General features: G+C 71.3%; 25 protein-coding genes. 15 read left to right on the top strand and 10 right to left on the bottom strand.

Going from position 1 to position 26559, the window contains the following annotated elements:
- Nucleotides 1–392: 392 nt before the first annotated feature.
- The 3 genes from ACWGJM_RS27910 to ACWGJM_RS27900 form a co-directional block, all read right to left on the bottom strand.
- A complete protein-coding gene (locus tag ACWGJM_RS27910) occupies nt 393–821 on the bottom strand; it encodes a hypothetical protein (protein ID WP_453414466.1) in 429 nt (142 codons plus the stop codon).
- A gap of 66 nt (nt 822–887) precedes the next feature.
- Nucleotides 888–1376: a PaaI family thioesterase gene (locus tag ACWGJM_RS27905; protein WP_453414465.1), complete on the bottom strand. Its 489-nt coding sequence runs from the start codon at nt 1374–1376 to the stop codon at nt 888–890.
- A 48-nt stretch (nt 1377–1424) separates the two neighbouring features.
- Nucleotides 1425–3704: an FdhF/YdeP family oxidoreductase gene (locus ACWGJM_RS27900; protein WP_453414464.1), complete on the bottom strand. Its 2280-nt coding sequence runs from the start codon at nt 3702–3704 to the stop codon at nt 1425–1427.
- 269 nt (nt 3705–3973) lie between these two features.
- On the opposite strand from ACWGJM_RS27900, the gene polA reads away from it, so the two are divergent.
- Complete coding sequence (polA, locus tag ACWGJM_RS27895) at nt 3974–6700, top strand: DNA polymerase I (RefSeq protein ID WP_453414463.1); 2727 nt, start codon at nt 3974–3976, stop codon at nt 6698–6700.
- A 257-nt stretch (nt 6701–6957) separates the two neighbouring features.
- Nucleotides 6958–7350 (top strand): hypothetical protein, encoded by a 393-nt coding sequence (locus ACWGJM_RS27890; RefSeq protein ID WP_453414462.1) that lies wholly within the window; start codon nt 6958–6960, stop codon nt 7348–7350.
- On the opposite strand, the gene ACWGJM_RS27885 is transcribed toward ACWGJM_RS27890, so the two are convergent.
- Nucleotides 7271–8125 (bottom strand): DUF4184 family protein, encoded by an 855-nt coding sequence (locus ACWGJM_RS27885; RefSeq protein ID WP_453414461.1) that lies wholly within the window; start codon nt 8123–8125, stop codon nt 7271–7273. The two genes, ACWGJM_RS27890 and ACWGJM_RS27885, sit on opposite strands and share 80 nt — an antisense overlap.
- A 314-nt stretch (nt 8126–8439) precedes the next feature.
- On the opposite strand from ACWGJM_RS27885, the gene ACWGJM_RS27880 reads away from it, so the two are divergent.
- From ACWGJM_RS27880 to ACWGJM_RS27870, 3 genes are all read left to right on the top strand, one after another.
- Nucleotides 8440–10221: a lytic transglycosylase domain-containing protein gene (locus ACWGJM_RS27880; protein WP_453414460.1), complete on the top strand. Its 1782-nt coding sequence runs from the start codon at nt 8440–8442 to the stop codon at nt 10219–10221.
- 161 nt (nt 10222–10382) lie between these two features.
- The gene (locus ACWGJM_RS27875) at nt 10383–10520 is read left to right on the top strand and encodes an SPW_0924 family protein (RefSeq protein ID WP_453414459.1); all 138 of its coding nucleotides are present in this window, start codon (nt 10383–10385) and stop codon (nt 10518–10520) included.
- Between the two features lie 25 nt (nt 10521–10545).
- Complete coding sequence (locus ACWGJM_RS27870) at nt 10546–11538, top strand: DUF3068 domain-containing protein (RefSeq protein ID WP_453414458.1); 993 nt, start codon at nt 10546–10548, stop codon at nt 11536–11538.
- Here ACWGJM_RS27870 and hrpB read toward each other — a convergent pair.
- Nucleotides 11528–14023 carry an ATP-dependent helicase HrpB gene (hrpB, locus tag ACWGJM_RS27865; protein ID WP_453414457.1) on the bottom strand — a complete coding sequence of 832 codons (2496 nt, stop codon included), beginning with the start codon at nt 14021–14023 and terminating at the stop codon, nt 11528–11530. The two genes, ACWGJM_RS27870 and hrpB, sit on opposite strands and share 11 nt — an antisense overlap.
- A gap of 4 nt (nt 14024–14027) precedes the next feature.
- On the bottom strand, nt 14028–14888 hold the full coding sequence (locus ACWGJM_RS27860) for a class I SAM-dependent methyltransferase (protein WP_453414456.1): 861 nt from the start codon (nt 14886–14888) through the stop codon (nt 14028–14030).
- Nucleotides 14889–15204: 316 nt separating this feature from the next.
- Between ACWGJM_RS27860 and rpsA the strand changes: the two genes are divergently transcribed.
- The 4 genes from rpsA (at nt 15205) to ACWGJM_RS27840 (ending at nt 19027) form a co-directional block, all read left to right on the top strand.
- Nucleotides 15205–16704 carry a 30S ribosomal protein S1 gene (gene rpsA / locus ACWGJM_RS27855; protein ID WP_361437177.1) on the top strand — a complete coding sequence of 500 codons (1500 nt, stop codon included), beginning with the start codon at nt 15205–15207 and terminating at the stop codon, nt 16702–16704.
- 220 nt (nt 16705–16924) lie between these two features.
- Complete coding sequence (locus ACWGJM_RS27850; protein ID WP_453414455.1) at nt 16925–17863, top strand: PAC2 family protein; 939 nt, start codon at nt 16925–16927, stop codon at nt 17861–17863.
- Between the two features lie 100 nt (nt 17864–17963).
- The gene (coaE, locus tag ACWGJM_RS27845; protein WP_453414454.1) at nt 17964–18596 is read left to right on the top strand and encodes a dephospho-CoA kinase; all 633 of its coding nucleotides are present in this window, start codon (nt 17964–17966) and stop codon (nt 18594–18596) included.
- Nucleotides 18597–18646: 50 nt separating this feature from the next.
- Entirely contained in the window at nt 18647–19027 is a 381-nt protein-coding gene (locus ACWGJM_RS27840) for a tetratricopeptide repeat protein (protein WP_453414453.1), read from the top strand.
- Nucleotides 19028–19114: 87 nt separating this feature from the next.
- Here ACWGJM_RS27840 and ACWGJM_RS27835 read toward each other — a convergent pair whose 3' ends face one another.
- Nucleotides 19115–19435 (bottom strand): DUF6343 family protein, encoded by a 321-nt coding sequence (locus tag ACWGJM_RS27835; RefSeq protein ID WP_453414452.1) that lies wholly within the window; start codon nt 19433–19435, stop codon nt 19115–19117.
- A gap of 66 nt (nt 19436–19501) precedes the next feature.
- Between ACWGJM_RS27835 and ACWGJM_RS27830 the strand changes: the two genes are divergently transcribed.
- The 3 genes from ACWGJM_RS27830 to ACWGJM_RS27820 all read left to right on the top strand — a co-directional run bounded on the left by ACWGJM_RS27830 (nt 19502) and on the right by ACWGJM_RS27820 (nt 21699).
- Entirely contained in the window at nt 19502–20413 is a 912-nt protein-coding gene (locus tag ACWGJM_RS27830) for an acyltransferase domain-containing protein (RefSeq protein ID WP_453414451.1), read from the top strand.
- 74 nt (nt 20414–20487) lie between these two features.
- Nucleotides 20488–21165, top strand: a complete 678-nt coding sequence (locus ACWGJM_RS27825) for a class I SAM-dependent methyltransferase (protein WP_453414450.1) — start codon at nt 20488–20490, stop codon at nt 21163–21165.
- A 66-nt stretch (nt 21166–21231) separates the two neighbouring features.
- The gene (locus tag ACWGJM_RS27820; RefSeq protein ID WP_453414449.1) at nt 21232–21699 is read left to right on the top strand and encodes a DoxX family protein; all 468 of its coding nucleotides are present in this window, start codon (nt 21232–21234) and stop codon (nt 21697–21699) included.
- A 14-nt stretch (nt 21700–21713) separates the two neighbouring features.
- On the opposite strand, the gene ACWGJM_RS27815 is transcribed toward ACWGJM_RS27820, so the two are convergent.
- Nucleotides 21714–22253, bottom strand: a complete 540-nt coding sequence (locus ACWGJM_RS27815; RefSeq protein ID WP_453414448.1) for an RNA-binding S4 domain-containing protein — start codon at nt 22251–22253, stop codon at nt 21714–21716.
- 90 nt (nt 22254–22343) lie between these two features.
- Here ACWGJM_RS27815 and ACWGJM_RS27810 point away from each other — a divergent pair, with 90 nt between their 5' ends.
- Nucleotides 22344–23066, top strand: coding sequence for a uracil-DNA glycosylase (locus ACWGJM_RS27810; RefSeq protein ID WP_453414447.1), 723 nt, complete (start codon nt 22344–22346; stop codon nt 23064–23066).
- Nucleotides 23067–23108: 42 nt separating this feature from the next.
- On the opposite strand, the gene ACWGJM_RS27805 is transcribed toward ACWGJM_RS27810, so the two are convergent.
- A complete protein-coding gene (locus ACWGJM_RS27805; protein WP_453414446.1) occupies nt 23109–23768 on the bottom strand; it encodes a GntR family transcriptional regulator in 660 nt (219 codons plus the stop codon).
- A 165-nt stretch (nt 23769–23933) separates the two neighbouring features.
- Here ACWGJM_RS27805 and ACWGJM_RS27800 point away from each other — a divergent pair, with 165 nt between their 5' ends.
- Both ACWGJM_RS27800 and ACWGJM_RS27795 read left to right on the top strand, forming a co-directional pair.
- The gene (locus ACWGJM_RS27800; RefSeq protein ID WP_453414445.1) at nt 23934–25385 is read left to right on the top strand and encodes an NCS1 family nucleobase:cation symporter-1; all 1452 of its coding nucleotides are present in this window, start codon (nt 23934–23936) and stop codon (nt 25383–25385) included.
- A 5-nt stretch (nt 25386–25390) separates the two neighbouring features.
- On the top strand, nt 25391–26113 hold the full coding sequence (locus tag ACWGJM_RS27795) for an aspartate/glutamate racemase family protein (RefSeq protein ID WP_453414444.1): 723 nt from the start codon (nt 25391–25393) through the stop codon (nt 26111–26113).
- Here the strand turns inward: ACWGJM_RS27795 and ACWGJM_RS27790 are convergent, their stop codons facing one another.
- Nucleotides 26114–26548, bottom strand: coding sequence for an N-acetyltransferase family protein (locus ACWGJM_RS27790; protein WP_453414516.1), 435 nt, complete (start codon nt 26546–26548; stop codon nt 26114–26116).
- Between the last annotated feature and the right edge of the window lie 11 nt (nt 26549–26559).

Below are 26559 nucleotides of genomic sequence, written 5' to 3'. Positions count from 1 at the left end.
TCATGGCGCGGTGACTGGCCGTGACTCTAAGCGTGTGCAGGGAACGTGGAGGAGTGTCTGACCAAGGCTGTGACGCTCTTGTTATGACACGGCGTAATGCAGAGCGGTACTGAGTGGGGGGATGCGTGGAATTCCAGCCGATTCGCCCTGTCCGCATTGTGAGAACCCGCAGGACGCGCGCCCGTGTTTTCAGCAGCGTCGAACTGTTTTGGTGATGACGTGGAGTTGTTGCCGCGGGCTACCAGGGCGGCTTGCGAGGACGGTGTGGGCCGTAGGGGCGCCGTAGTTGACGCGGGTGGCTCTCATTGCGTGCGTATTACGCAGAGTTACGCCGAGGGAAGAGGGTCGGGCGTTTGCCGACGCATTCCTTCATTCCGTGACAAGATCGCCGCTCATCCCCAAGGGCCTTTGCTCGGGCCGCCCGTTCGGTACCAGTTGTCGCAGCCCTGGCGTGCCTTGCGGTCGACGATCCGGTCGGCCGTGTCGGCGTCGCCGTGTTCGAGTTCGGCGCGGGCGGCGTCCACGACGTCTCTGAGGATGTCGTACTGGCCATCGGACAGCCCCATCGACTGGTAATCGCCGTAGGTGTCCTGCTTGAGCTGCCTGCGCGACCAGTACGCGACGACCCGCGTGCACAGTTCCTCGGGTGACGTGGCGTGGGGTGAGGGCGCGCCGGTGGCGGTCGCCGGGCTGCTCCGGCCCGCCGCCCCGTCCGCGGTGCCGGAGCCTGCGCATCCGGCGGCCAGGGAGCCGGTCAGGAGTACCAGCCCGAGCCCGAATCCGAGTGCCGCCCCCGGCGCGGAGGCCCGTCCCGCAGTCATGCCCCGACGCTATGCGCCCAGGCGTGGGACATCAACTGCCGGGCGACCGCGGTCCGTTGCGGTGGGTCAGTCGGTCGCGCGCAGATGGGCCCCGTCGCCGGGCCGCACGTCACGCAGCAGACAGGTCAGCCGCGCGGTACACACGCGCCGGCCCTCCTCGTCGCTGATCACGATCTCGTACGTCGCCGTCGACCGGCCCCGGTGCACGGGTGTGGCCACGCCGGTGACCAGACCGGAGCGCACTCCGCGGTGGTGGGTGCAGTTCAGGTCGACGCCGACCGCGATCTTCGAGCTGCCGCCGTGCAGCATCGAGCCCACCGAGCCCAGGGTCTCCGCCAGCACCGCGGAGGCGCCTCCGTGCAGCAGTCCGTACGGCTGGGTGTTGCCCTCCACCGGCATGGTGCCGACGACCCGGTCCGCCGACGCCTCCGTGATCTCCACACCCATCCGCTGGCCGAGGTGTCCGGCGGAGAACAGCGCCTGGAGGTCGATGCCGAGCGCGGCGTACTCGTCGATGACCTCCTGCGGGAACTTCACGTGCTGCTGCTCACCCATCGGCCCGGCTCCGTTCGTCGTACATGTGTCCGTCGGCTGAGCAAACGCTCAGTCGGTCGCCGATTGTTCCAGACGCACGACGACGGACTTGCTGGCCGGGGTGTTGCTGGTGTCCGCCGTGGCGTCCAGCGGGACCAGGACGTTGGTCTCCGGGTAGTACGCCGCCGCGCAGTCCGGCGCGGTCGGGTAGTGCACGACCCGGAAGCCGGGCGCCCGCCGCTCCACGCCGTCCTGCCACTCGCCGACCAGGTCGACGTACGACCCGTCGGCCACGTCGAGTGTCCGTGCGTCCTCGGGGTTGACGAGGACGACCCGGCGGCCGTTCTTGATGCCCCGGTAGCGGTCGTCCAGGCCGTAGATCGTGGTGTTGTACTGGTCGTGCGAGCGCAACGTCTGGAGCAGGAGGCGGCCCTCGGGCAGTTCGGGGTACTCCACCGGGGCCGCAGTGAAGTTCGCCTTGCCCGTCGCCGTCGGGAAGCGGCGCTCGTCGCGCGGGGCGTGCGGCAGGGCGAAGCCGCCGGGGCGGGCCACACGGGTGTTGAAGTCCTCGAAGCCGGGGATCACGCGCGCGATGCGGTCGCGGATGGTGGCGTAGTCCTTCTCGAACTCTTCCCACGAGACCTTGCTGTCCTCGCCGAGCACACGGCGCGCCAGGCGGCACACGATCGCCGGCTCGGACAGCAGGTGCGGGCTCGCGGGCTCCAGACGGCCGCGTGAGGCGTGCACCATGCCCATGGAGTCCTCGACGGTCACGAACTGCTCGCCGCCGCCCTGTACATCGCGTTCGGTGCGGCCGAGCGTCGGCAGGATCAGGGCGCGCGCGCCCGTGACCACGTGCGAGCGGTTGAGCTTCGTCGACACGTGGACGGTCAGCCGGGCCCGGCGCATGGCCGCCTCGGTGACCTCGGTGTCGGGGGAGGCGGAGACGAAGTTGCCGCCCATGGCGAAGAAGACCTTCGCCTCGCCGTCGCGCAGCGCGCGGATGGCCCGTACGACGTCGAAGCCGTGCTCGCGCGGGGGCGCGAAGCCGAACTCCTTCTCCAGGGCGTCCAGGAAGGCCGGGGCGGGGCGTTCGAAGATGCCCATCGTGCGGTCGCCCTGCACGTTCGAGTGGCCGCGCACCGGGCACACGCCCGCGCCGGGGCGGCCGATGTTGCCGCGCAGCAGCAGGAAGTTGACCACCTCGCGGATGGTCGGCACGGAGTGCTTGTGCTGGGTGAGGCCCATGGCCCAGCAGACGATGGTGCGCTTGGAGGCCAGGACCATGCCGAGGGCCTTTTCGATCTCCGCGCGCGTGAGGCCGGTCGCGGTGAGCGTCTCGTCCCAGTCGGCGGCGCGGGCGGCCTCGTCGAACTCCTCGAACCCGTGGGTGTGTTCGCGGACGAACTGCTCGTCGACCGCGCCCTCCGTCTGGAGGATCAGCTTGTTCAGGAGGCGGAAGAGGGCCTGGTCGCCGCCGATGCGGATCTGGAGGAACAGGTCGGTGAGAGCGGCGCCCCGGAGCATGCCCTGGGGGGTCTGCGGGTTCTTGAAGCGTTCCAGGCCCGCTTCGGGCAGCGGGTTCACGCTGATGATCTTCGCCCCGCCGGCCTTGGCCTTCTCCAGGGCGGAGAGCATACGGGGGTGGTTCGTGCCGGGATTCTGCCCGGCGACGATGATCAGGTCGGCCTTGTGGAGGTCCTCCAGCAGGACGCTGCCCTTGCCGATGCCGATGGTCTCGTTCAGCGCCGAGCCCGACGACTCGTGGCACATGTTGGAGCAGTCGGGCAGGTTGTTCGTGCCCAGCTCGCGGGCGAACAGCTGGTAGAGGAACGCGGCCTCGTTGCTCGTCCGGCCCGAGGTGTAGAAGACGGCCTCGTCGGGGGAGGCGAGGGCGGCGATCTCCTCGGCGATGATGCCGAAGGCGCGCTCCCAGCTGACCGGCTCGTAGTGTTCGCCGCCCTCGGGCAGGTACATGGGGTGGGTGAGGCGGCCCTGCTGGCCGAGCCAGTAGCCGCTGCGGCCGGCGAGATCGGCGACCGGGTGCGCGGCGAAGAACTCGGGAGTGACCCGGCGCAGGGTGGCCTCCTCTGCCACAGCCTTCGCACCGTTCTCGCAGAACTCCGCCTTGTGCCGGTGGTCCGGCTCGGGCCAGGCGCAGCCGGGGCAGTCGAAGCCGTTCTTCTGGTTGACCCGCAGGAGGGTCAGCGCGGTGCGCCGCACGCCCATCTGCTGCTGGGCGATGCGCAGGGTGTGCCCGATGGCCGGCAGCCCCGCCGCCGCGTGCTTCGGCCCCTCGACCTGCGGCGCGTCCTGGACCGGATCCCCCGTGGGCGGCTTCGTCGCCATCGCACGCTCCCCTTCGACTGCGTGTGTGCCGTGCGGGACCGATCCTCGCACGAGGCGGTGACAATGCCTGCGGTCGGGCGTGGGGGAAGGACGGAAGCACTGCTTGCGCGGGGCGGCCGCTGGAGCGGTTGCCGCCGCGGGGGCCGGTGCCTTCCACGTTTGGAACTCGCGTCCGTCGGGCGCTCGGTCCCGTGCTTCTTGCTTCCACCGCGGAAGCCGGCGCCGCACCCCGACTCCGACTGTCGGTGGAGCGTGGCAGGATCGGGGGCGTGGCAGAAACAGCATCGAAGACGACCGACAAGACCCCCGGTGGCACGCGTCCCCGGCTGATGCTCATGGACGGGCACTCGCTGGCCTACCGCGCGTTCTTCGCGCTGCCCGCGGAGAACTTCACCACCGCGGCGGGCCAGCCGACGAACGCGATCTACGGCTTCGCCTCGATGCTGGCCAACACCCTGCGTGACGAGGCCCCCACGCACTTCGCGGTGGCGTTCGACGTCTCCCGCAAGACCTGGCGCTCCGAGGAGTTCACGGAGTACAAGGCGAACCGCTCCAAGACCCCGGACGAGTTCAAGGGCCAGGTCGAGCTGATCGGCGAGCTGCTCGACGCGATGCACGCGCCGCGCTTCGCCGTCGAGGGCTTCGAGGCGGACGACGTCATCGCCACCCTCGCCACCCAGGCCGAGGCCGAGGGCTTCGAGGTGCTGATCGTCACCGGCGACCGCGACTCCTTCCAGCTGGTCTCCGAGCACACGACGGTGCTGTACCCGACGAAGGGCGTCTCGGAGCTCACCCGGTTCACCCCGGAGAAGGTTTTCGAGAAGTACGGATTGACGCCAGCGCAGTACCCCGACTTCGCGGCGCTGCGCGGCGACCCGTCCGACAACCTCCCCGGCATCCCCGGTGTCGGCGAGAAGACCGCCGCGAAGTGGATCAACCAGTTCGGCTCGTTCGCGGAGCTGGTCGAGCGCGTCGACGAGGTCAAGGGCAAGGCCGGGCAGAACCTCCGCGACCATCTGGAGGCAGTCAAGCTCAACCGCCGGCTCACCGAGCTGGAGCGCCAGGTCGAGCTGTCCAGGTCGGTCGTCGACCTGGAGCGGGCCGCGTACGACCGCAAGGCCGTCGCGGTGATCCTGGACACCCTGGAGATCCGCAACCCGTCCCTGCGCGAGCGGCTCTACGCCGTCGACCCCGGCGCCGAGGAGGCCGAGGCCACCCCGATCGCGACGGACGGCGTGCAGCTGGACGGTACGGTCCTCGGCACGGGCGAGCTGGCCCCGTGGCTCGGCGGGCACGGCACGGAGCGGCTCGGCGTCGCCACCGTCGACACGTGGGCGCTGGGCACCGGCTCGGTCGCCGAGGTCGCGCTCGCCGCCGCCGACGGGGCCGCCGCCTGGTTCGACCCCGCCGAGCTGGACGAGACCGACGAGAACGCGTTCGCGGCCTGGCTCGCCGACGCGGACCGCCCCAAGGTCCTGCACAACGCCAAGGGCGCCATGCGTGTCTTCGCCGAGCACGGCTGGTCCGTCGAGGGCGTGACCATGGACACCGCGCTCGCCGCCTACCTGGTCAAGCCGGGCCGCCGCTCCTTCGACCTGGACGCGCTGTCCCTGGAGTACCTGCACCGCGAGCTGGCCCCCGCCGCGGCGGCCGACGGCCAGCTGGCCTTCGGCGCGGACGAGGGCGCCGAGGCCGAGGCCCTGATGATCCAGGCCCGCGCGGTCCTCGACCTGGGCGAGGCCTTCGAGGGCCGCCTCGAGGAAGTGGGCGCGGCGGAGCTCCTCAGGGACGTGGAGCTGCCCACCTCCGTGCTGCTGGCCCGCATGGAGCGGCACGGCATCGCCGCCGACCGGGCGCACCTCGAAGCGATGGAACAGATGTTCGCGGGTGCGGTGCAGCAGGCGGTGAAGGAGGCGCACGCGGCGGCGGGCCACGAGTTCAACCTGGGCTCGCCCAAGCAGCTCCAGGAGGTCCTCTTCGGCGAGCTGGCCCTGCCCAGGACGAAGAAGACCAAGACCGGCTACACCACGGACGCCGACGCCCTGGCCTGGCTGGCCACCCAGACCGACAACGAACTCCCGGTGATCATGCTCCGGCACCGTGAGCAGGCGAAGCTCCGGGTCACGGTCGAGGGCCTGATCAAGACCATCGCGGGCGACGGCCGCATCCACACCACCTTCAACCAGACGGTCGCCGCGACCGGCCGTCTGTCCTCCACGGACCCCAACCTCCAGAACATCCCGGTCCGCACGGACGAGGGCCGGGCGATCCGCCGCGGCTTCGTCGTCGGCGACGGCTTCGAGTCCCTGATGACCGCGGACTACAGCCAGATCGAACTGCGCGTCATGGCCCACCTCTCCGAGGACGCGGGCCTCATCGAGGCGTTCACCTCCGGCGAGGACCTGCACACGACGGCGGCCTCCCAGGTGTTCGCGGTGGACGCCTCGGCGGTGGACGCGGAGATGCGCCGCAAGATCAAGGCGATGTCGTACGGCCTGGCGTACGGGTTGTCGGCCTTCGGCCTGTCCCAGCAGCTCAACATCGAGGCGGCCGAGGCCCGCGCCCTGATGGACGCGTACTTCGAGCGCTTCGGCGGCGTACGGGACTATCTGCGCAAGGCGGTCGACGAGGCGCGGGCGACGGGCTACACGGCGACGCTCTTCGGGCGCCGCCGCTACCTCCCCGACCTCAACAGCGACAACCGTCAGCGCCGCGAGGCGGCCGAGCGCATGGCCCTCAACGCGCCCATCCAGGGCACGGCGGCGGACATCGTGAAGATCGCCATGCTCAAGGTGGACAGCGCGCTGCGGGCGGCGGACCTCAGGTCCCGCATGCTCCTCCAGGTCCACGACGAAATCGTCCTGGAGATCGCCCCCGGCGAGCGCGAGGCCACGGAGGAGATCGTCCGCCGCGAAATGGCGGACGCGGTCGACCTCAGGGCCCCGCTGGACGTCTCGGTCGGCGTCGGCCCCGACTGGGAATCCGCGGCGCACTAGCCTCCGGCGGTTCGGCGGCAGAGGGGGCTCGGCCAACAAGGCCGAGCCCCGAAGTCCCTGCCGCCCCCTGATCCCCGCCGCGACGGTTAGCAACCGCAACAGCGCACCCGGCGGTGCCGAACGAACCGAACCCTGTTCACCGGGCCCGCCCGCACCACCCAACCCCGCCGAAGCCCCGCAGGGAATCCGCCGGGGACCGTCACTCACGTGGCCCCCGCCAGAACGCCCCCGCCGCCCCCGCCCGTAAAGATGCGGACATGGGTATACGCACGCTCCACCGCCGGACGGCCCACGCACGGCCCCCGAGCCGGCCGGGTGCCGCCGAGGCACCGGACACGCCGCCCCCGCCGGTTCCGGCCCTCTCGGCCGAGGCAAGCACCGCCCGCATCCCCGCCGACCCGGCCGGGGCCGTCCGCAGGACGACAGCAGACGTCAGGCGCAGGCTCACCGGCCGGCTCTCCCGGGTGAGGAGAGCGGCCGCCGACCTCGGCCGCGGCTACTTCGCCCTGCTCCTCGCGCGGCTCCCGAGAACCCGCCCCGCGCGCACCATGACCGTCTTCGTGGCGCCCCTCACCGAGCGGCCGACCGGGTCCGCCGCGCGCCGGCCCAGCCCGGACCGGCGCCATCCAGGGCCGGACGCCACACCCTGACCCCGACGGCGTACCCGAGCAGCCCCGGCACCAGCCCCGCACCCAGCCCGAAGCACAGCGTCGGCACCAGCTCCCAGGGCTTCGCGGTGGCACCCCAGTACGCCCACCACCGCAGCGCCCGCTGCGCGGCTCCGGCGACCGCGCAGCCGCCGATCACCATGGCGGCCCACCACCGGTCCCGCGCCGACAGCAGCGGAACCCCCACCGGCTCGCTGACCGGCGCCCGCCGTACCGCACGCCCCACCCACGCCGCGATCACGAGGGCGGCCGCGAGCGAACAGCCGTACTGGAGGTACGAGTACAGCGGCATCCCCGCCGGGGACCGGTCGAGAACCGGGAACAGCCGCACCCCCCAGCGGTCGTGGTGCGTGAACGCGTCCCACACCACGTGCGTCGACGCGCCGAGCACCGCGGAGACGTACCACCAGGCGACCGAACGGGGCCGCACGCGCGCGCGTGACGCCCCGCAGCGCAGCAGGGCCGCCCACCGCCCCTGGCGGGCCCGCGGCAGCAGTGCCACCAGCGGTTCGCGCAGCACCAGCCACAGTCCCACCAGGCTCCAGGAGACCAGCACGTCGACGCTCAGCACTCCCGCGAAGGAGTGCGTGACGTCCCCGAAGCGCATCGCCCCGGGCAGGAGGCTCGCCGCGTAGTAGGTCGTGTCGGGAGAGAAGGAACCCGCCACGAGCACCGCGGGTATCAGCCGGCCCCGGCCGGATCCGTCCCCGCGGACCGCGGGCAGCACCGCCGCCGCATGGCTGAGAGTGAACGGCAACTCGGCCCCTTTCGCCGGACGTTACGGGGCGGATCGCCCGTGATCACGCGGCCCAGTATGCGGGACCGCGCCGCGGACCAACGGGACATGGCCAACCGGTGAAAACCGGGCAGCACCGGGTGCCCCCGCAAAGGAAGTTGTCGTAGGGTCACCTGGGTCACGGTGCCGGGAAACACGTTCGAAAACATCGGCGTCGAGTGGAAATACGCAACGGGGGCAACCACAGCCACAGGTCATCCGTCAGAACAGAACGAGCGGGAAGAGCGGAAAGACTTGAGACGGGCGCTCGGGCGTCCATGGGAGGGGTTCACTCTATGGCGGCGCATTTCGGCAGTCGGCTGCGCAAAGGGGCGGCGACCACCGCCGTGGCCGCGGCGGCGGTCGCGGCTCTCTCCGCTTCCCAGGCTCCGGGAGTGACGGCCGAGGAGGCGAGCAGACAGGCCGCCGCCGGCGCCGCCACCGTGCCGGACGCGACGTCCGACGGCAACGCCACCGGCAACTCGCCGTACTACACGGACCTGCCGCCGCTGAACAGCCCGAGTCCCAGCGCCAGTCCGTCGCCGACCGCCGGCGCGCCCGCCTCGGCGGGTGCGGCCGAGGCGGGCATACCCGCGACCGTCCTGGACGCCTACAAGAAGGCCGAGGCCGAGCTGCGGGAGTCCAAGCCCGGCTGCAACCTGCCGTGGCAACTCCTCGCCGCCATCGGCAAGGTCGAGTCCGGCCAGGCGCGCGGCGGACGCGTCGACGCGAACGGCACGACCATCGGCCGGATCCTCGGCCCGCAGCTCGACGGCAACGGCTTCGCGCTCATCAAGGACACCGACAACGGCGAGTACGACGGCAACAGCTCCTACGACCAGGCCGTCGGGCCCATGCAGTTCATCCCGTCCACCTGGGCCTGGGCCGGGCGCGACGGCAACGGCGACGGTGTAAAGGACCCCAACAACGTCTACGACGCCGCGCTCGCCGCCGGCCACTACCTGTGCCGCAACAACTGGGACCTGTCCCAGCAGAGCGGCCTGAACAGCGCCATCCTCAGCTACAACAACTCGCAGGACTACCTCAACCTGGTCCTGTCGTGGCTGGAGTACTACCGCAAGGGCACCCACTCCGTCCCCGACGGCACCGGTTCGGTGCCCTCGCACCGCAGCGACGACCACACGCCGGGGGCCGATCCCTCCCCGAAGCCGTCGACGCCGTCGAAGCCGGACAGGTCCACACCGAGCCCGAAGCCGACCGAACCCGGCGACGGCAACAGCAGCCCCGACCCGTCGACGCCGAGCGCACCGAGCACGCCGAGTACGCCGAGCACGCCCCCCACCCCCACCGACACGGTGGACCACCTGGAGGACGCGGGTACCGCCAAGCTCACCGCGATGGCCGGGGACGCCTTCACCAAGCGGATCAGCACACGCGCCGAGACCGAGGCCGGCAAGTCCGTCGGCAAGGTCAGGATCCGGTTCACCATCACCGGCGACACGGACGCCACCTTCACCGGCGGTGAGAAGGTCGCCACCGTGGTCACCGGCAGCACCGGCATCGCCGTCGCACCCCCGCTCCAGGCGGGCGAGAAGACCGGCGACTTCACCGTCCACACAGCCGTCGTGGGCCGCTCTGTCACCGGCGTCGACTACAAGGCGACCGTCACGGCCCGGGCCGCCGACACCCTCGCCCGCACCAGCGACACCGCGCTGACCTGCACACCGGGCGGCGAGTTCGCCGACCAGGTGGAGGTGAAGGCCACCTACAAGGGCGCCGTCGCCGACAAGGTCGCGGCCACCGCGACCCTGATCAAGTCCGCGGACGACCCGACCGTGAACGACAAGGGCCCCTACTTCAAGGACGCCGACGGCAAGGCCGTCCGCACCCTGACGGGGCTGGAGACGGACGCCAAGGGCCTGCTGAAGCTGCCGAAGCTGTACGCGGACGACACCACCGGCACGTTCCTGCTCCGCATCACCACCCCCGGTGGCGCGACGCTGACCGTCGAACTCACGGTCGCCGCGGCGGACTCGTCGGCGAGCCCGTCGCCGAGCAGCACCGAGAGCACCTCCGCGTCCCCGAGCCCCTCCGCGTCCCCGAGCCCCTCCGCATAGGGTCCGGCCGCGCCCGGCGAGGGCGCCCCTCCGCTCCGGCGGAAGGGCGCCCTCGTTCCGTGTACGCGACGTGTTCTCATCTCGGCCCCCCGTTGCTACCGTGCCCGGACCTGACGATGCATCAGATGAATCCGTTCCGGACGGCCCGGGGGAGGTCCCGCATGCGTGCCCTGATCGCCGCCGCGACCGGTTTCGTCCTCGCGTTCGCCCTGGTGGTGCTGGCGGTCACCGCGACGGGCTCCGCGACCGGCAGCACGTCCCCCAAGCCGCTGCTCACCACGGTGCCCCCGCACCCGTGACCGCCCGCCCGGGAGGGAGGCCGAGATGCGCCGCACGGCCAGTCTGATCCTGCTCGCCCTCGCCGTGTTCTTCGCGGCACTGTCCCCGCTGCTGCGCTGGTACGCCTTCCCGCGCCTGGCCAAGATCCCCGCGAACCAGTACCAGGACATGGTTCTCGAGGCGAAGAACGCCACCCTCCTCGACTACGGCACGATGAAGGCGAAGAAGGTCTCCAAGGTCACCATCGTGCAGACCCTCAAGGGCGATGTGGAGGCGGCCCGGAAGATCGAGAAGACAGCGGGGCGGGACGTGGTCGTCTGGAACGGCCTTTCCTACATACAGGGCCCCGACGGCAAGATGGTCTCCAAGGTCCCCGAGCGCTACATCTTCGACGCCCACTCCCAGGAACCCGTCCACGCCACCGGCGAGATGATCGACGGCGATCCCGTCAGGCGGGACGGCATCGAGTTCAAGTGGCCCTTCCTCACGCAGAAACGGGACTACGAGTACTTCGACGCACAGACCCGCACCACCAACCCCATCCACTACAAGGGCACGCGGACGTTCCGCGGCCTGAAGGTCTACTACTTCGAGCAGACCATCCCGTGGACCAAGGTGAGCATGCCCAAGACCATGCCGGTCAAGGGCATCACCCCCGAGTCGGTCGCCAAGACGGGCACGACCCGCTGGTACACCACCGTCCGCAGGTTCTGGGTCGAGCCCGTCACCGGCGCCCCCGTCTACGGCGAGGAGAGCCACCAGGAGGAGCTGCGCGGCGGCACCCTGCTCGGCGGACGCGCCAAAGTGACGGCGTTCGCGGGGGACGTGAAGATGCGCGAGGACTACATCGAGCACACGGTGGCCCTGGTCAAGCACAACCGCACGATCGTCCTGCTGCTGACGTCGTACCTGCCCTGGGGCTTCCTGATCCTGGGCACCCTGTTGCTGGCGCTGTCCCTGTACCTGGAGGCACACGGCCGCGGGCCATCGGACCCGGAACCCTCCCCGGCCACCACGCCGGAGCCGGTCAGCGCCTGAGCCGGGCGTTGGTGTGGCGCGTCGGTTCGGCGGTGGTCGGGTCCTCGGGCCACGGATGCTTGGGATACCGCCCGCGCAGTTCGGCCCGTACGCCCTTGTAGCCGTCCTTCCAGAAGGACGCGAGGTCGGCGGTGACGGCGGCGGGCCGCCCGGCGGGGGAGAGGAGATGGACGAGCAGCGGCACCCCCGCCACGACGGGCGACTCCCGCAGTCCGAACATCTCCTGAAGCTTCACGGCGAGGACGGGCCGCTCCGGATCGCCGTAGTCGATCCGGATTCTGGACCCACTCGGTACGGTGATCCGCTCGGGGGCGAGTTCGTCCAGCCGCGCGGCTTCCCCCGAGGACCAGGGCAACAGCCGCCCGAGCGCAGCCCCGGCGTCGATCCGCGCCAGGTCCGCGCGCCGCCGGGCCCGGCCGAGCTCGGGCTCCAGCCACTCGTCCACGCGCGCGTACAGCGCTTCGTCGGACACGTCCGGCCAGGGCTCCCCGACCCGCAGCCGCAGGAAGGCCAGCCGCTGCCGCAGCCCGACGGCCTCCGCCGGCCACCGCAGCAGCCCGAACCCCTCCTGCCGCAGCCCCTCGAGCAGCGCCTGGCGTACGAGGCCGGAATCGACGTCCTTCAGGGGCCGCACCGCCAGCTCGACCGCCCCCAGCCGCTCCACCCGGCGCGCGACGACATCCCCGTCCCCCCAGCGCACCTCGTCCCGCTCCTCGTACAGCGCCCGCGCCGCGGACCGCGCGAGCTCCTCGTCGACCACGGCCCCGAGCCGCACACGCGCGTGCCCCTTGCCGAGCGGCCGGTCGGCCACGGCGACGGCGATCCAGGGCGCCCCGTGCAACGGCGACCCCTCGGCGAGCTCGGCCCGCGTCCCGGAGACCATGAGGTACGACCCGCCGTCGAGCTTGGCGACCCGCTCGGGAAACGCGAGAGCGGCGACGAGCCCGGCGATCTGGTCGTCGCCGGTTCCCGCACCTGTGGGTGGGTGGGAAACGCCCTCCGGCACGACGGCCCGCAGCCGCCGCACCTCGGCGGCCCACCGCTTGGCATAGGCGTCACCCCCACGCCGCGCGACACGCAACGCCGACGCCAGGTCGTCCCCGTAATCCCTGGGCGCCTCTTCACTCAGCAGCGCGACGACCTCCGCACCCGCGCCGGAGGTGTCCAGCAGCGCCCTCCCCAGCCGGGGATGCAACCCCAGCCGAGCCAACCGCACCCCCCGCTCCGTGGCCCGCCCGACGCGATCGACCGCCCCCACGGCGGAAAGCGCGGAGCGCGCCGTCGCCATCGCCCCACCCGGCGGAGCGTCGAGCAACGCCAGCCCGGAGGCGTCCGGATCGCCCCAGCAGGCCGCCTGGAGCGCGAACGCGGTCAGGTCGGCCACCTTGATCTCCGGCGACGGAAAACGCCGCAGACGCCCGTCCTCGGCCTCGGACCAGCACCGGTACACGATCCCCGGTGCCTCACGCCCCGCCCGTCCGGCCCGCTGCCGCCCGGCCGCGTGCGACGCCCGTACCGTCGTCAGCGCGCTCAGCCCGCGCGCGTGGTCCACCCGCGGCTCCCGGGCCAGCCCCGAGTCGACGACCACCCGCACCCCGGGAACCGTCAGAGAGGACTCCGCCACGGAGGTCGCCAGCACCACCCGGCGCCGCCGCCCGGGCACCAGCACGGCGTCCTGCACCGCCGCCGGCGCCCGGCCGTGCACCTGGAGCACGTCCACGTCACCCAGGTCCCCCAGCAGCCCGGCGACCCGCGCGATCTCACCCACGCCCGGCAGGAAGCAGAGCACGTCGCCCGCGCACTCCGCCAGCGCCCGCCGCACCACCGAGGCCACGTGCGCGAGCAGAGCCGGATCCACCCGCATGCCGTGCGGCGGGCGAACCGCGCGCGCCGGGGGCGCGTAGACGATGCCGACCGCGTGCGCGGAACCCCGGGCCTCGACGATCGGCGCCCCGCCGAGCAGCCGGGCCCATTCCCCCCAGTCCGTGGTCGCCGACGCGGCCACCAGCGCCAGCTCCGGCCGCAGCGTCTCGCGGACATCCCACAGGAACGCGGCCACCGTGTCGGCGTCCAGATGCCGCTCGTGGCACTCGTCGAGCAGGACCACGTCGACACCGGTCAGTTCCTGGTCCCGCTGGAGCCGCTGCAACAGCACACCGGTCGTGACGACCTCCACGCGCGCGTGCCGGCCCACGACCCGCTCGCCGCGCACGGTGTAACCGACGCTGTCGCCGACCTTCTCACCCAGCAGCCAGGCCATCCGCCGGGCGGCGGCCCGCGCCGCGATCCGCCGCGGCTCGGCCACGACCACCCGCCGCACCGGCCCGTCCCCGAGCAGCCCGGCCAGCGCGAGCGGCACCAGCGTCGTCTTGCCCGTGCCGGGCGGCGCTCCGAGGACGGCGGTGCCGTGCTCCTCCAGGGCGTCGTTCAGCGCGGGCAGGGCGCTGCGTACGGGCAGGGCGTCCAGGGCGTCGTAACGGATCACACGTTCAGTCTCGTACGCACACGAAGATCGCCGTCCCCGGGATCAGGTTCCCCCGCAGCGGCGACCACCCGCCCCACTCGGAGCTGTTCCAGGCCGGCCACTCCGGCTCCACCAGGTCCACCAGCCGGAAGCCCGACGACGCGATGTCCCGGACCCGGTCGCCGAGCGTCCTGTGGTGCTCGACGTACACCGCCCGGCCCTCGTCGTCCTGCTCGACGTACGGCGTGCGGTCGAAGTAGGAGGCGGACACCGACAGGCCCTCGGGCCCGGGCTCGTCCGGGAACGCCCAGCGGACCGGGTGCGTCACCGAGAACACGAACCGGCCGCCCGGCCGCAGCACCCGGCACACCTCGCGCAGCACCAGCCGCGGGTCGGCGACGAACGGCAGCGCCCCGTACGCCGAGCACGCCAGGTCGAAGGAGCCGTCCGCGAAGGGCAGCGCGCCGGCGTCGGCGCACACCAGCGGAAACGATCCGCCGATGCGCAGCGCGTGCTGGAGCTGGCGGTGCGAGAGATCCAGGGCCACCGGGCGGGCTCCCTGGGCGGCCAGCCAGCGCGAGCACTGGGCGGCGCCCGCGCCGATCTCCAGTACGTCCCGGCCCTTCAGGTCCTCGGGCGGGCCGAGCAGCTCCGCCTCCACCTCGTCCAGGCCCTCGGGGCTCCACACGAAGCGGTCGTCGCCGAGGAACGTGCCGTGTTCGATCTGGTACTCGTCCGCGTTCCGGTCCCACCAGCCCCGGTTGGCCCGGGAGCTCTCCGTCGTCCCGGCGGCACGCCGGGTGGCTTCCGGTTCGAACGGTTCGGGCTCTTGGATGATCGGCTCCCTCGTCGTACTCTTCCGTGCAACCCGTCGGGGTCGTGTCACGGAAGAGGTCCCGCAGGCCTGCTCGGCCTCGTGGGACGGTTCTTGTGCCGGGTATGCGGCGATCCGCCCCGGGTGTGCGGCTTCGCGCATTGACCCTGTCCGGCTGCCCCCGTATGCTACAAGTTGCGCTGCGGGCCTGCGCACCTCAGACGTAGCAGGCTGCGCTCGCATCTGTTGTATGTCCCCTCGGTTGTCGAGGCGTCATCACCCATATCGGTGGGGCGCTTCCTTGGCTGTCCGGCTTCTTCAGAGCGAAACGGGCTCCCGGCGTAAGCAGTACCTACGACTCAATGTCCGTACCGGAGCCCTTTCCCACATGACGAGCAGCACCGAGACCACCGCCACCACCCCGCAGGTTGCGGTCAACGACATCGGTAACGAGGAAGCCTTCCTCGCCGCTATCGACGAGACGATCAAGTACTTCAACGATGGTGACATCGTCGACGGCGTCATCGTCAAGGTTGACCGGGACGAGGTTCTCCTCGACATCGGTTACAAGACCGAAGGTGTCATCCCGAGCCGCGAGCTCTCGATCAAGCACGACGTCGACCCGAACGAGGTCGTCGCCGTCGGTGACGAGATCGAAGCCCTTGTTCTCCAGAAGGAGGACAAGGAAGGCCGCCTGATCCTCTCGAAGAAGCGCGCCCAGTACGAGCGTGCCTGGGGCACCATCGAGAAGATCAAGGAAGAGGACGGCATCGTCACCGGTACCGTCATCGAGGTCGTCAAGGGTGGTCTCATCCTCGACATCGGCCTCCGTGGCTTCCTCCCGGCCTCCCTGGTCGAGATGCGCCGCGTTCGCGACCTCCAGCCCTACGTGGGCAAGGAGCTCGAGGCCAAGATCATCGAGCTGGACAAGAACCGCAACAACGTGGTCCTGTCCCGCCGTGCCTGGCTGGAGCAGACCCAGTCCGAGGTCCGCCAGACGTTCCTCACCACCCTCCAGAAGGGTCAGGTCCGTTCCGGCGTCGTCTCCTCGATCGTCAACTTCGGTGCCTTCGTGGACCTGGGTGGCGTCGACGGTCTGGTTCACGTCTCCGAGCTGTCCTGGAAGCACATCGACCACCCCTCCGAGGTCGTCGAGGTCGGCCAGGAGGTCACCGTCGAGGTCCTCGACGTCGACATGGACCGCGAGCGCGTCTCCCTGTCGCTGAAGGCGACCCAGGAAGACCCGTGGCAGCAGTTCGCCCGCACCCACCAGATCGGCCAGGTCGTGCCCGGCAAGGTCACGAAGCTGGTTCCGTTCGGTGCGTTCGTCCGCGTGGACGAGGGCATCGAGGGCCTGGTCCACATCTCCGAGCTGGCCGAGCGCCACGTGGAGATCCCGGAGCAGGTCGTCCAGGTCAACGACGAGATCTTCGTCAAGGTCATCGACATCGACCTCGAGCGTCGTCGCATCAGCCTCTCGCTGAAGCAGGCCAACGAGTCCTTCGGTGCCGACCCGGCCTCGGTCGAGTTCGACCCGACCCTGTACGGCATGGCCGCGTCCTACGACGACCAGGGCAACTACATCTACCCCGAGGGCTTCGACCCCGAGACCAACGACTGGCTCGAGGGCTACGAGACCCAGCGCGAGGCGTGGGAGCACCAGTACGCCGAGGCGCAGCAGCGCTTCGAGCAGCACCAGGCGCAGGTCATCAAGTCCCGCGAGGCGGACGAGAAGGCCGCTGCCGAGGGCGGCGACGCGGCGGGTGCGGCTCCGGCCGCGTCCGGTGGCGGTTCGTACTCCTCCGAGGGCCCGGACACCTCCGGTGCGCTGGCCTCGGACGAGGCGCTGGCCGCGCTGCGCGAGAAGCTGGCCGGCGGCCAGAGCTGAGCTCCCCCAGAGGGGGCCCAGCCGCTGAGGCTTAGCCGATAGATGGTCCTGAGGGGCCGTACCTTTCGAGGTGCGGCCCCTCAGCCATGTGCAGGTCCGGTCGTCGTTCGCCCGCCGGCCCCATCGAGGACGGCACCGATTCCCGATCATGGCCGTGGTGCGGGAATGCCCACGTTCCAGGGCGCGTTGTGCTCTATGAACACGAGGAGGGGCGGTCACTGTGCTTGATCCGCAGGGTTTGTACGCGTGGGAGCCGAAGGGGCTGGCCGTCGTCGACATGGCGCTGGCCCAGGAATCGGCCGGTCTTGTCATGCTCTACCACTTCGACGGATACATCGACGCGGGGGACACCGGCGACCAGATCGTCGACCGGCTCCTCGACTCGCTGCCCCACCAACTGGTCGCCCGCTTCGATCACGACCGGCTCGTGGACTACCGCGCGCGCCGCCCACTGCTGACCTTCAAGCGCGACCGCTGGACCGAGTACGAGGAACCCGCCATCGAGGTCCGGCTCGTCCAGGACACCACCGGTGCGCCCTTCCTGCTGCTGTCGGGCCCCGAGCCGGACGTGGAGTGGGAGCGGTTCGCCGCGGCCGTACGGCAGATCGTTGAGCGCCTCGGCGTCCGTCTGTCCGTGAACTTCCACGGCATCCCCATGGGCGTCCCGCACACGCGGCCCGTCGGCCTCACCCCGCACGGCAACCGCACCGACCTCGTCCCGGGACACCGCAGCCCCTTCGACGAGGCCCAGGTGCCCGGCAGCGCCGAGTCGCTCGTCGAGTACCGGCTCATGGAGGCGGGCCACGACGTCCTGGGCGTCGCCGCGCACGTGCCGCACTACATCGCGCGCTCCCCGTACCCGGACGCGGCCCTGACCGTCCTGGAGGCCATCACGGCCGCGACCGGCCTGGTCCTCCCCGGCATCGCGCACTCCCTGCGCACGGATGCCCACCGGACCCAGACAGAGATCGACCGGCAGATCCGCGAGGGCGACGAGGAACTCACCGCCCTCGTCCAGGGCCTCGAGCACCAGTACGACGCCGCGGCGGGTGCCGAAACCCGGGGCAACATGCTCGCCGAACCGGCCGACATCCCGTCCGCGGACGAGATCGGCCGCGAGTTCGAACGCTTCCTGGCGGAGCGGGAAGGCGACAGCTGACAGCGGCAGGCCCAAGGCCTGTCCGGGGGTCATGCCGCAGCCGCGGGGCTTGGGCCGCCCTCCTCAGCCGATCCGCCGGACAGGCTCTAAGCTTCCGCTCATGCTGACAGTGGGCCTGACCGGTGGCATCGGCGCCGGCAAGAGCGAGGTGTCGCGGCTGCTCGTCGAGCACGGAGCCGTGCTGATCGACGCGGACCGCATCGCGCGCGAGGTCGTGGCGCCCGGCACCGAAGGTCTGGCGGCCGTCGCCGAGGCCTTCGGCGACCAGGTGCTCGCCGGGGACGGCAGCCTGGACCGGCCGAAACTCGGCTCGATCGTCTTCGCCGACCCCGAGAAGCTGGCTCTGCTCAACTCGATCGTGCATCCCCTGGTGGGCGCCCGCTCCCGTGAACTGGAGAACGCGGCGACCGAGGACGCCGTCGTCGTCCACGACGTCCCCCTCCTCGCGGAGAACGGCCTCGCTCCGCTCTACGACCTCGTGGTCGTCGTCGACGCCGCCCCTGAGACCCAGCTCGACCGGCTGGTCCGGCTGCGGGGCATGAGCGAGGAGGACGCACGCGCGCGCATGGCCGCACAGGCGACCCGCGAGAAACGCCTGGAGATCGCGGACATCGTCATCGACAACGACGTACCCCTACAGGCGCTGCGGCAGCGGGTCCGCGAAGTGTGGGACGACCTGGTGCGCAGAGCGCACGCGCGGCGCGGGGACGCCCCCGCGCCGCCCCAGGAATAGCGGCCTGCGATCCGGGCGTTGAACCCTTCCAGTGAGGGAAGGACTGTGCCGTGCCCGAGACCAGCGGTTCCACCGGACGTACTCCGGAAACGCATGTCATCGACTTCCGTGCCGCCGAGCAGTTGCTCAGCGCGCGGGACCCGCGGGGCGCGGTGAAGCTGCTCGACGGAGTCATCGCCGCGCACCCGGAGAACACGGCCGCGCGGCTGCTGCGCGCGCGTGCCTTCTTCGCCGCTGCGCAACTGCGGCCCGCGGAACTTGAATTCACCATCGTCCTGGAGCGCGAGCCGGACAACGCCTTCGCGCACTTCGCGCTCGCCCGCACCTATGAACGTCAGGGACGGCACGACCAGGCCAAACGCCACTTCCGGCTGGCGGCCGCGCTGGACCCCAACCCGCAGTATCTGAAGGCGGCACGCTTCGACTCCTGACCGCTTCGACTCCTGACCGCTTCGACTCCGGACCGTTGCGACTCCGGACCGTTGCGGCTCCTGACCGCTCCGGTTCCTGACCGCCGGTCACGGATGCCGGTGCCGCGGCGGCCAAAACGGCGGGCGGCGCCGTGGCGCGCGGTGGGACGGATGGTCCTCGGCCGGACGGTACGGCGGGACGTCCCGGCCCGGCTGGTAGTGCGGGCCCTGCCGGATGTGCCGGACGATCAAGGTCATGTCGACGGCGGCCACCAGCCACAGCACCCCGCAGGCCGCCGCCCACCAGGGGCGGCCGGTAAGCGTGAACGCCGCCATGCCGAAGATCGTCCAGGCCAGACCCCACACGCTCAGCCACAACCGCGCCCGCAGCGCACTGCGCGCGGTCGCCGGTTCACTGCCCGTACGCATCACGGTTCACGCTCCTCTCTCCCACGTACCCTTCGACGAGGACGTTCACCCAAGGGGGACCGCACCGTGCTGCCGGACGCCGACGACCTGCCCGAGCTGCTTCTCGATCTCGCCGTACCGCACGAGGACATCAACGAACTGGTCGGACTGCGGAGCACGGTGACGGGTGACCCGGGCGTGCTGCGACTTCTGGCGGAGTGCGTGGAGGAGCTGGTCCGGGACATCGGGGAGATCGGCAGGACGCCGGACATCGACGAGCGGATCGCCGCCGCGCCGGCCGCCCTGGCGCGGTACTTCGCCGTGTACGTCTTCCTCGCCGCGGTGCCGCACGCGCGCGCGTACCACCGAGAGCGCGGCATCACGGCCGATGTCTCCCGCCGCACCCTCGCCGACCTCGGCCGTAACCTCGCCGCCCACCGCAGACGGCACGGCACGGCCGGCGTGCAGTCCCCGCGCTGGCTGGCCCATCACTTCCGCGGTGAGCTGTACCAGCTGGGGCGACTTCAGTTCGAGCGGGCGGCGCTCGGGCAGCGCGCCGCCCCGGGACTGGCGGCGGCGGGGCTGCGGGCGGCACCGGGCGACCCCTGCCTCGCCGTCCACATACCCGACTTCCACGGCCCCTTGACCCCGGCGGCCTGCGACCGCTCCGTGGCGCTGGCGCGGAAGTTCTTCGCTCTTCACTTTCCCGAGGAGCCGTACTCGACCGCGGTCTGCCACTCCTGGCTGCTCGACCCGCAGCTGAGGCGGTACCTGCCCGCGCAGTCCAACATCGTCCGCTTCCAGGAGCGGTTCCGTCTCGCCCGCCAGGACACGGAACCGGCCGACCGGGAGCCCGTCCGGTTCGTCTTCGGCGACCCGGACCTGCCGGTGGGGGAGTTGCCGCGCCGGACCTCGGTGGAACGGGCGGTCGGGGATCATCTGCGGGCCGGAGGGCACTGGTACATCGGGGACGGATGGTTCTCGTTGCAGGCCGAATAACTCGAACGAGTGAACAAGGGCCGTGCGGGAACGGGCGTACGGAGTCGGGCCGTTGTCCGGGCATGAAGGTCGAAATGCGTGAGGGACACGAAGGAACCGGCCCCGGTGCGATCACCCCGGACGGCTGCGCGGTCGAGTTGTACGCGCGGCTTCCGGTGCGCGACGAACCCGACATCCTCGCGGCGGCGGTTCCCGCCGGGGCACGCATCCTGGAACTGGGCAGCGGAGTGGGCCGGGTGACCCACCCGCTGCTGGAGCGCGGTTTCACGGTCACGGCGGTGGACGAGTCCACCGAGATGCTGGAGCGCGTCCGCGGGGCGCGCACGATATGCAGCCCGATCGAGGACCTCGACCTGGGCGAGAAGTTCGACGTGGTGATGCTCGCGTCGTTCCTGGTCCACGCCGGGAACGTCGAGGTCCGCCGGGGACTGCTGCGCACCTGCGCCCGGCACGTGGCGGAGGGCGGCTGCGTGCTGATTCAGCGGGAAGGAGAGGACTACTACACCGATCTGCCGCGCGAGCGGGTGGACCCCAGCGGTTGCACGACGCGGATAGTGTCGGCGGAGCCGGTCGGCGACGGGGTGAACTCGGTCCGCGCGGAGTACGTGTTCCCGGACGCGGTCTGGACCCAGACGTTCCGGGCCCGCCCGCTGACCCGGGAGCAGTTCGAGGAGGCGCTGGCGGAAGCGGGACTGGAGGTGGACGAGTACCTGACCCCGGACCAGGTGTGGGTGAGAGCGGTGCGGCGATGAGTTCTCGGCGCGGGGTCGGTCTACATCGGTGACAGCAACCGAGACCGCCTCACCCAGGAGAACCCCATGGCCGAGACCACCGCTCCCGCCGCCTCCGTCAGCCCCATCCCTGCCAGCCCCGCCGCGTCCGCGCCGGCCCGTGACCGCCGTGCACAGGTCGCCCGTGTCGCCCTGCGCACGGTGCAGGTGCTGCTCGCCCTCTTCTACGGGATCGCGAGCGCGCTGCCCAAGTTGATCGCCCACCCGTCGGCTGTCGAGTCCTTCGACAGGATCGGCTGGGGCAGCGCGGGCATGTACGCGATTGGTGCGCTGGAACTCGCCGGGGCCGTGGCCCTGTTGGTCCCGGCTCTCCAGTCACTGGCGGCGATGGCGCTGAGCGCGCTGATGGTGGGTGCCTTCATCGTCCAGCTCACCGTCTTCGACGGGCAGTACGCCGCGACACCGCTGATCCTCATCGTGCCGCTGGCCCTGATCGCCTGGGCCCGGCGCGGCCACAACGCGGAGCTGCTGCGGCTGCTGCGGCCAGCCCAGTGACGGGCAGCGTGACGTCACTGTCCGCCGGGACGCCCCCTGAGCCCGTTCAGCGCCCGCAGGCGCTCCAGCTCGCGGCGGTCGCGCTTGGTGGGGCGGCCGGTGCCGGGGTCGCGGAGACCGGCGGGGGCCACGGCCTCGCGGGGCGGGGGCGGCGGCGAGTTGTCGATGTAGCACTGCTGGGCCACGGGGGCGCCGACCCGCTTGCGGATCAGGCGCTTGACGATCACGACCCGTTCCCGGCCCTCCTGCCGCAGACGCACCTCGTCGCCGACGCGCACGGAGTACGCGGGCTTGACGCGTTCGCCGTTCACATGGACGTGTCCGCCACGGCAGGCGGTGGCCCCGAGGGAGCGGGTCTTGATCAGCCGGACGGCCCAGATCCAGCTGTCGATACGCACGGTCTCACCGCTCGCGGGACCGGCCGCCTCGGCCGCGGCCACGGCGGCGGCGATCTTCGGGTCGACGGCGTCCGCCGCGCGCGGGCCCGTGCCGACGCCGTTGCCGGTGCCGCCGGTGTCGCCGGTGGTGTCCTCGTCCGCATCCTGGGAAGCCATGTCCTCGACCCTAGCTCGCCGGCGCGGGGGAACCGGACCCGATTTTCCTCCCGGACGAACCGGTCGCGGCGCAGCCCCTACCGTGGAGGCATGAACACCAGCGGCCTCACCCGGCTCGACGGCCGCGTCGCGGACTGCCGGGCCTGCCCTCGGCTGGTCGCCTGGCGGGAGGAGGTGGCCCAGGCCAAGCGGGCCGCCTTCGCCGACTGGACGTACTGGGGACGGCCCGTGCCCGGCTTCGGGCCGCCCGACGCCCGGCTGCTGATCATCGGCCTCGCCCCCGCCGCGCACGGGGGCAACCGCACCGGCCGCATGTTCACCGGCGACCGTTCCGGGGACGTGCTGTACCAGGCTCTGTACGACGTGGGACTGGCCTCTCAGCCCACCTCCGTGCGCGCCGACGACGGGCTCGAGCTGTACGGCGTCCGCGTCACCGCGCCCGTGCACTGCGCCCCGCCCGCCAACAAGCCGACCCCCCGGGAACGGGACACCTGCCGGCCCTGGCTGGTGCAGGAGCTGCGGCTGCTGCGTCCGACGCTGCGGGCCGCGGTGGTGCTCGGCGCCTTCGGCTGGCAGGCCGCGCTGCCCGCGTTCGCCGAGGCGGGCTGGAACGTCCCCCGCCCCAGGCCGGCCTTCGCCCACGGCACCCGCGTGGCGCTCGACGGCCTGGACGGCCTGGACGGCCTGGACGGCGTGGACCTTTTCGGCTGCTTCCACGTCAGCCAGCGCAACACCTTCACCGGCCGGCTCACCCCCGAGATGCTGCGCGAGGTGCTGCGCACGGCGGCGGAGACGGCCGGGCTGCCGGGCTGACCCTGCGTCACCCGGCGTCACCAGGTGTCACCCCGCGTCACGTCACCCGGCGTCGGCGGCCTCGCCGAACAGGTGCCGCACCGTCGACCGATAGTTGGCCTGGACGTGGCGGAGCGCGTGGGCGCGGGCGCGATCCGGGTCGCCGGAGGCGATCGCCTCGTACAACTCGCGGTGCTCCATGAGCAGTTGGGACCACTCCTCGTTCTGCCGGGTCAGCCAGCGCAGCCGGCCGTCGACCGGTTCCATGACCGAGATCAGCAGGCTGTTGCCCGCCAGAGCCAGGATGCGGTCGTGGAAACGGGTGTTGGCGTCGGTGATCGTCTCGGCATCCCCCGTCTCGGTGGCGGTGGCCGACTGGGCCAGCAGTTCGCGCAGTTCCGCCAGCGCCTGCGGGGTCGCCCGTGACGCGGCGAGCCCGGCCGCGTACACCTCCAGGGCCTCGCGCAGCTCGAAGAGTTCCTTGACGTCGGTGGGGGTCAGCCGGCGCACGACCGTACGGCGGGGGGTCTCGAAGAGGACGAAGCCCTCGGCGACCAGGGCCCGGATCGCCTCGCGGACCGGCACGCGCGAGACCCCGAAGCGCTCGGCCAGCTCACGCTCGACGAGCCGGTCGCCGGGGTGCAGGCGGCCCGCGATGATGTCCTGCCGCAGGTCGGCCAGGACGCGCTCGCGCACCGCGCCGAGGGGTTCGATCTTCGCCATGGGGCCATCTTCGCCGACGCGAGGGGGCTTTTACGGGGCCGTAACGGGGCGGACATCGGTCGTGACTCTTGAAGGCGGGACCATGGCGGCAGTTTGGTATACCAAACGGTCCGGTCAGCCACCCCTCGAGCAGTCCTCCTCCGCCCCTCGTCCATGGAGGCCCCCGTGTCCCTAGCCGACCGTGCCGAAGCCACCGGCACACCAGCGTTCGTCCCCGACCCCCGGCTCACCAACGACGACCTCGCTCCCGCGGCCAACCGTTCCTGGAAGGTCTTCGACCTCTTCGCCATGTGGATGTCGGACGTCCACAACCTCGGCAACTACACCTTCGCCGCCGGACTGCTCTTCCTGGGCATGAATGTCTGGCAGATCTTCACGTCGCTGCTGGCCGGCTTCGTGATCATCTACCTCGGGATGAACATGATGGGCCGCATCGGCCAGCGCACCGGCGTTCCCTTCCCCGTCGTCAGCCGGATCGCCTTCGGCGTCTGGGGCGCCAACATCCCCGCGCTGATCAGGGCCGTCATCGCCATCATGTGGTACGGCATCCAGACCTACCTCGCCTCCGTCGCCGTCAACGTGATGCTGCTGGCGGCCTGGCCGGGCCTTAAGTCCTGGACGCACAGTTCCTTCCTCGGCCTGGACGCGCTCGGCTGGGTCTCCTTCGTGGCGCTGTGGATCGTCCAGGCCCTGATCATCAGCCGGGGCATGGAGTCGGTGCGCAAGTTCCAGGACTTCTGCGGTCCCGCCATCTGGGTCGTGATGATCGCGCTCGCGGTCTGGATCCTCGCCAAGGCCGACTGGACCATCGCGCTCACCTCCACCCCGCACCCGGTGTCCACCAGCGAGCAGTGGCGCCAGTGGTTCGGCGCGGTCGGCCTGGTCCTGGCCACCTACGGCACCCTGATGCTCAACTTCTGCGACTTCTCACGCTTCGCGCCCGACTACCGGACCGTCAAGCGGGGCAACTTCTGGGGCCTGCCGGTCAACTCCACGGCCTTCGTGATCGTGTCGGTGATCGTCACGGCGGGCGCGTACGAGGTGTTCGGCAAGGAGATCACCGACCCGGCCTACCTCGTCGCCGAGATGGGCAACAAGTGGGTGCTGGTGATCGGCGCGCTGACCTTCGCCGTGGCCACGATGGGTGTCAACATCGTCGCCAACTTCGTCTCCCCGGCGTACGACCTGGCCAACGTCTGGCCGCAGAAGATCACCTTCAAGGTCGGCGGCATGATCAGCACGGTGGCCGCGCTGGTCGTGACCCCGTGGAACCTGTTCTCCAACCCCACGGTCGTGAACTACTTCCTCGGTGGCCTCGGCGCCTTCCTGGGCCCGCTGTTCGGTGTGATCATGGTCGACTACTACTGGGTGAAGCGCGGCCGGGTGGACGTCCACGAACTCTTCGACGCCGCTCCGGACTCCCGCTACCACTACCACAAGGGCGTCAACCCCAAGGCGCTGTGGGCGTTCCTGCCGTCGGCGGCGGTCGCGGCCGTGCTGGCGCTGGTGAAGGCCTTCAGCGATGTGGCGCCGTACTCCTGGTTCATCGGCACGGCCCTGGCCGCCGGGCTGTACGCGGCGCTGTGCCGCGGCGAGCGCGCCACCGAGGAGGGCTGACGGACGTGCGGATCGTCGTCACCAACTGCAACACCACGCAGGAGATGACCGAGGAGATCGTGCGAGGTGCCCGGGCCGCCTCAGGCCCGGGCACCACCGTGACCGGACTGACCCCCACATGGGGACCCGAGTCCGCGGAGGGCTGGCTCGACAGCTACCTGTCCGCCGCGGCCGTCCTCGACGCGCTGCGGACGTACGAGGGCGCTCCCTACGACGCCGTGGTCCTGGCCGGCTTCGGTGAACACGGCCGGGAAGGCGTACGGGAGCTGGTGGACGTACCGGTCGTCGACATCACGGAGGCCGCGGCCCACCTGGCGTGTCTCCTGGGGCGGCGGTACGGCGTCGTCACCACCCTCGAACGCTCGTGCGGGCAGATCCAGGACAGCCTGGAGACCGCCGGGGTGGCGCGCAACTGCGCCGCGGTCGTCGGCACGGGACTGGGTGTCCTCCACCTCGGCGACGACGACGAACGCACGGAGACCGCCTTCCTGGCGGCGGCCGAGCGGGCACGCGAGGCCGGGGCGGAGGTACTGGTGCTCGGCTGTGCCGGGATGACGGGGTTACAGCGGGCGGTGGGGGAGAAGCTCGGGCTACCGGTCGTCGACGGAGTCGGGGCGGCGGTGAAGCTGGCCGAGTCGCTGGTGTCGCTGGGGCTCACGACGAGCCGGACGGGGACTTACGAAAAGCCGCTCCCCAAGCGGAGACTGTGGGGCCGCCCGTCCGGCTGATCACGGCCGCCACTCATAACGAACGTCCGGCTCCTGCTCCTCGTTCCCGCTGCCGTCCGTGAACTCCACGGCGACGAACCCGTGGCGCTCGTAGAAGCGATGGGCAGGCGTGTTGACCTGGAAGGTCCACAGGGTGAGCCCCTGCGGGCCGCGCTCCTTGGCCAGCGCGACGAACCGGTCCCCGATACCCCGCCCGCGCCACTCCGGGGCGAGGCAGAGCTGGGACAGCGACTCGCCCTGGAGCACCATCACACCGACGACCGCGCCCGCCGCCTCGGCCACCCAGGTCTCCCGCAGCGGCACCAGGACGTCCCGGAAGTACTGGCGCACCTCGTCATCGGAACGCGGCCGGACGACCGTGGGCAGCGCGGCGGCGAAGGACCGCAGCCAGACATCGGCCGCGGCGGCGGCGTCGGCATCGACCGCCCTACGCAGGACGCCCTCAT

The organism is Streptomyces sp. NPDC054834 (genome assembly GCF_053611185.1).
Note: the sequence above shows the minus strand (reverse complement) of the source record. Positions and strands in the feature narration are given on the sequence as shown.

Coding starts and splice junctions, on each gene's coding strand:
- ACWGJM_RS27910 (WP_453414466.1), bottom strand. CDS start 821: ATGACTGCGGGACGGGCCTCCGCGCCGGGGGCGGCACTCGGATTCGGG.
- ACWGJM_RS27905 (WP_453414465.1), bottom strand. CDS start 1,376: ATGGGTGAGCAGCAGCACGTGAAGTTCCCGCAGGAGGTCATCGACGAG.
- ACWGJM_RS27900 (WP_453414464.1), bottom strand. CDS start 3,704: ATGGCGACGAAGCCGCCCACGGGGGATCCGGTCCAGGACGCGCCGCAG.
- ACWGJM_RS27890 (WP_453414462.1), top strand. CDS start 6,958: ATGGGTATACGCACGCTCCACCGCCGGACGGCCCACGCACGGCCCCCG.
- ACWGJM_RS27880 (WP_453414460.1), top strand. CDS start 8,440: ATGGCGGCGCATTTCGGCAGTCGGCTGCGCAAAGGGGCGGCGACCACC.
- ACWGJM_RS27875 (WP_453414459.1), top strand. CDS start 10,383: ATGCGTGCCCTGATCGCCGCCGCGACCGGTTTCGTCCTCGCGTTCGCC.
- ACWGJM_RS27870 (WP_453414458.1), top strand. CDS start 10,546: ATGCGCCGCACGGCCAGTCTGATCCTGCTCGCCCTCGCCGTGTTCTTC.
- rpsA (WP_361437177.1), top strand. CDS start 15,205: ATGACGAGCAGCACCGAGACCACCGCCACCACCCCGCAGGTTGCGGTC.
- coaE (WP_453414454.1), top strand. CDS start 17,964: ATGCTGACAGTGGGCCTGACCGGTGGCATCGGCGCCGGCAAGAGCGAG.
- ACWGJM_RS27835 (WP_453414452.1), bottom strand. CDS start 19,435: ATGCGTACGGGCAGTGAACCGGCGACCGCGCGCAGTGCGCTGCGGGCG.
- ACWGJM_RS27825 (WP_453414450.1), top strand. CDS start 20,488: ATGCGTGAGGGACACGAAGGAACCGGCCCCGGTGCGATCACCCCGGAC.
- ACWGJM_RS27820 (WP_453414449.1), top strand. CDS start 21,232: ATGGCCGAGACCACCGCTCCCGCCGCCTCCGTCAGCCCCATCCCTGCC.
- ACWGJM_RS27815 (WP_453414448.1), bottom strand. CDS start 22,253: ATGGCTTCCCAGGATGCGGACGAGGACACCACCGGCGACACCGGCGGC.
- ACWGJM_RS27810 (WP_453414447.1), top strand. CDS start 22,344: ATGAACACCAGCGGCCTCACCCGGCTCGACGGCCGCGTCGCGGACTGC.
- ACWGJM_RS27805 (WP_453414446.1), bottom strand. CDS start 23,768: ATGGCGAAGATCGAACCCCTCGGCGCGGTGCGCGAGCGCGTCCTGGCC.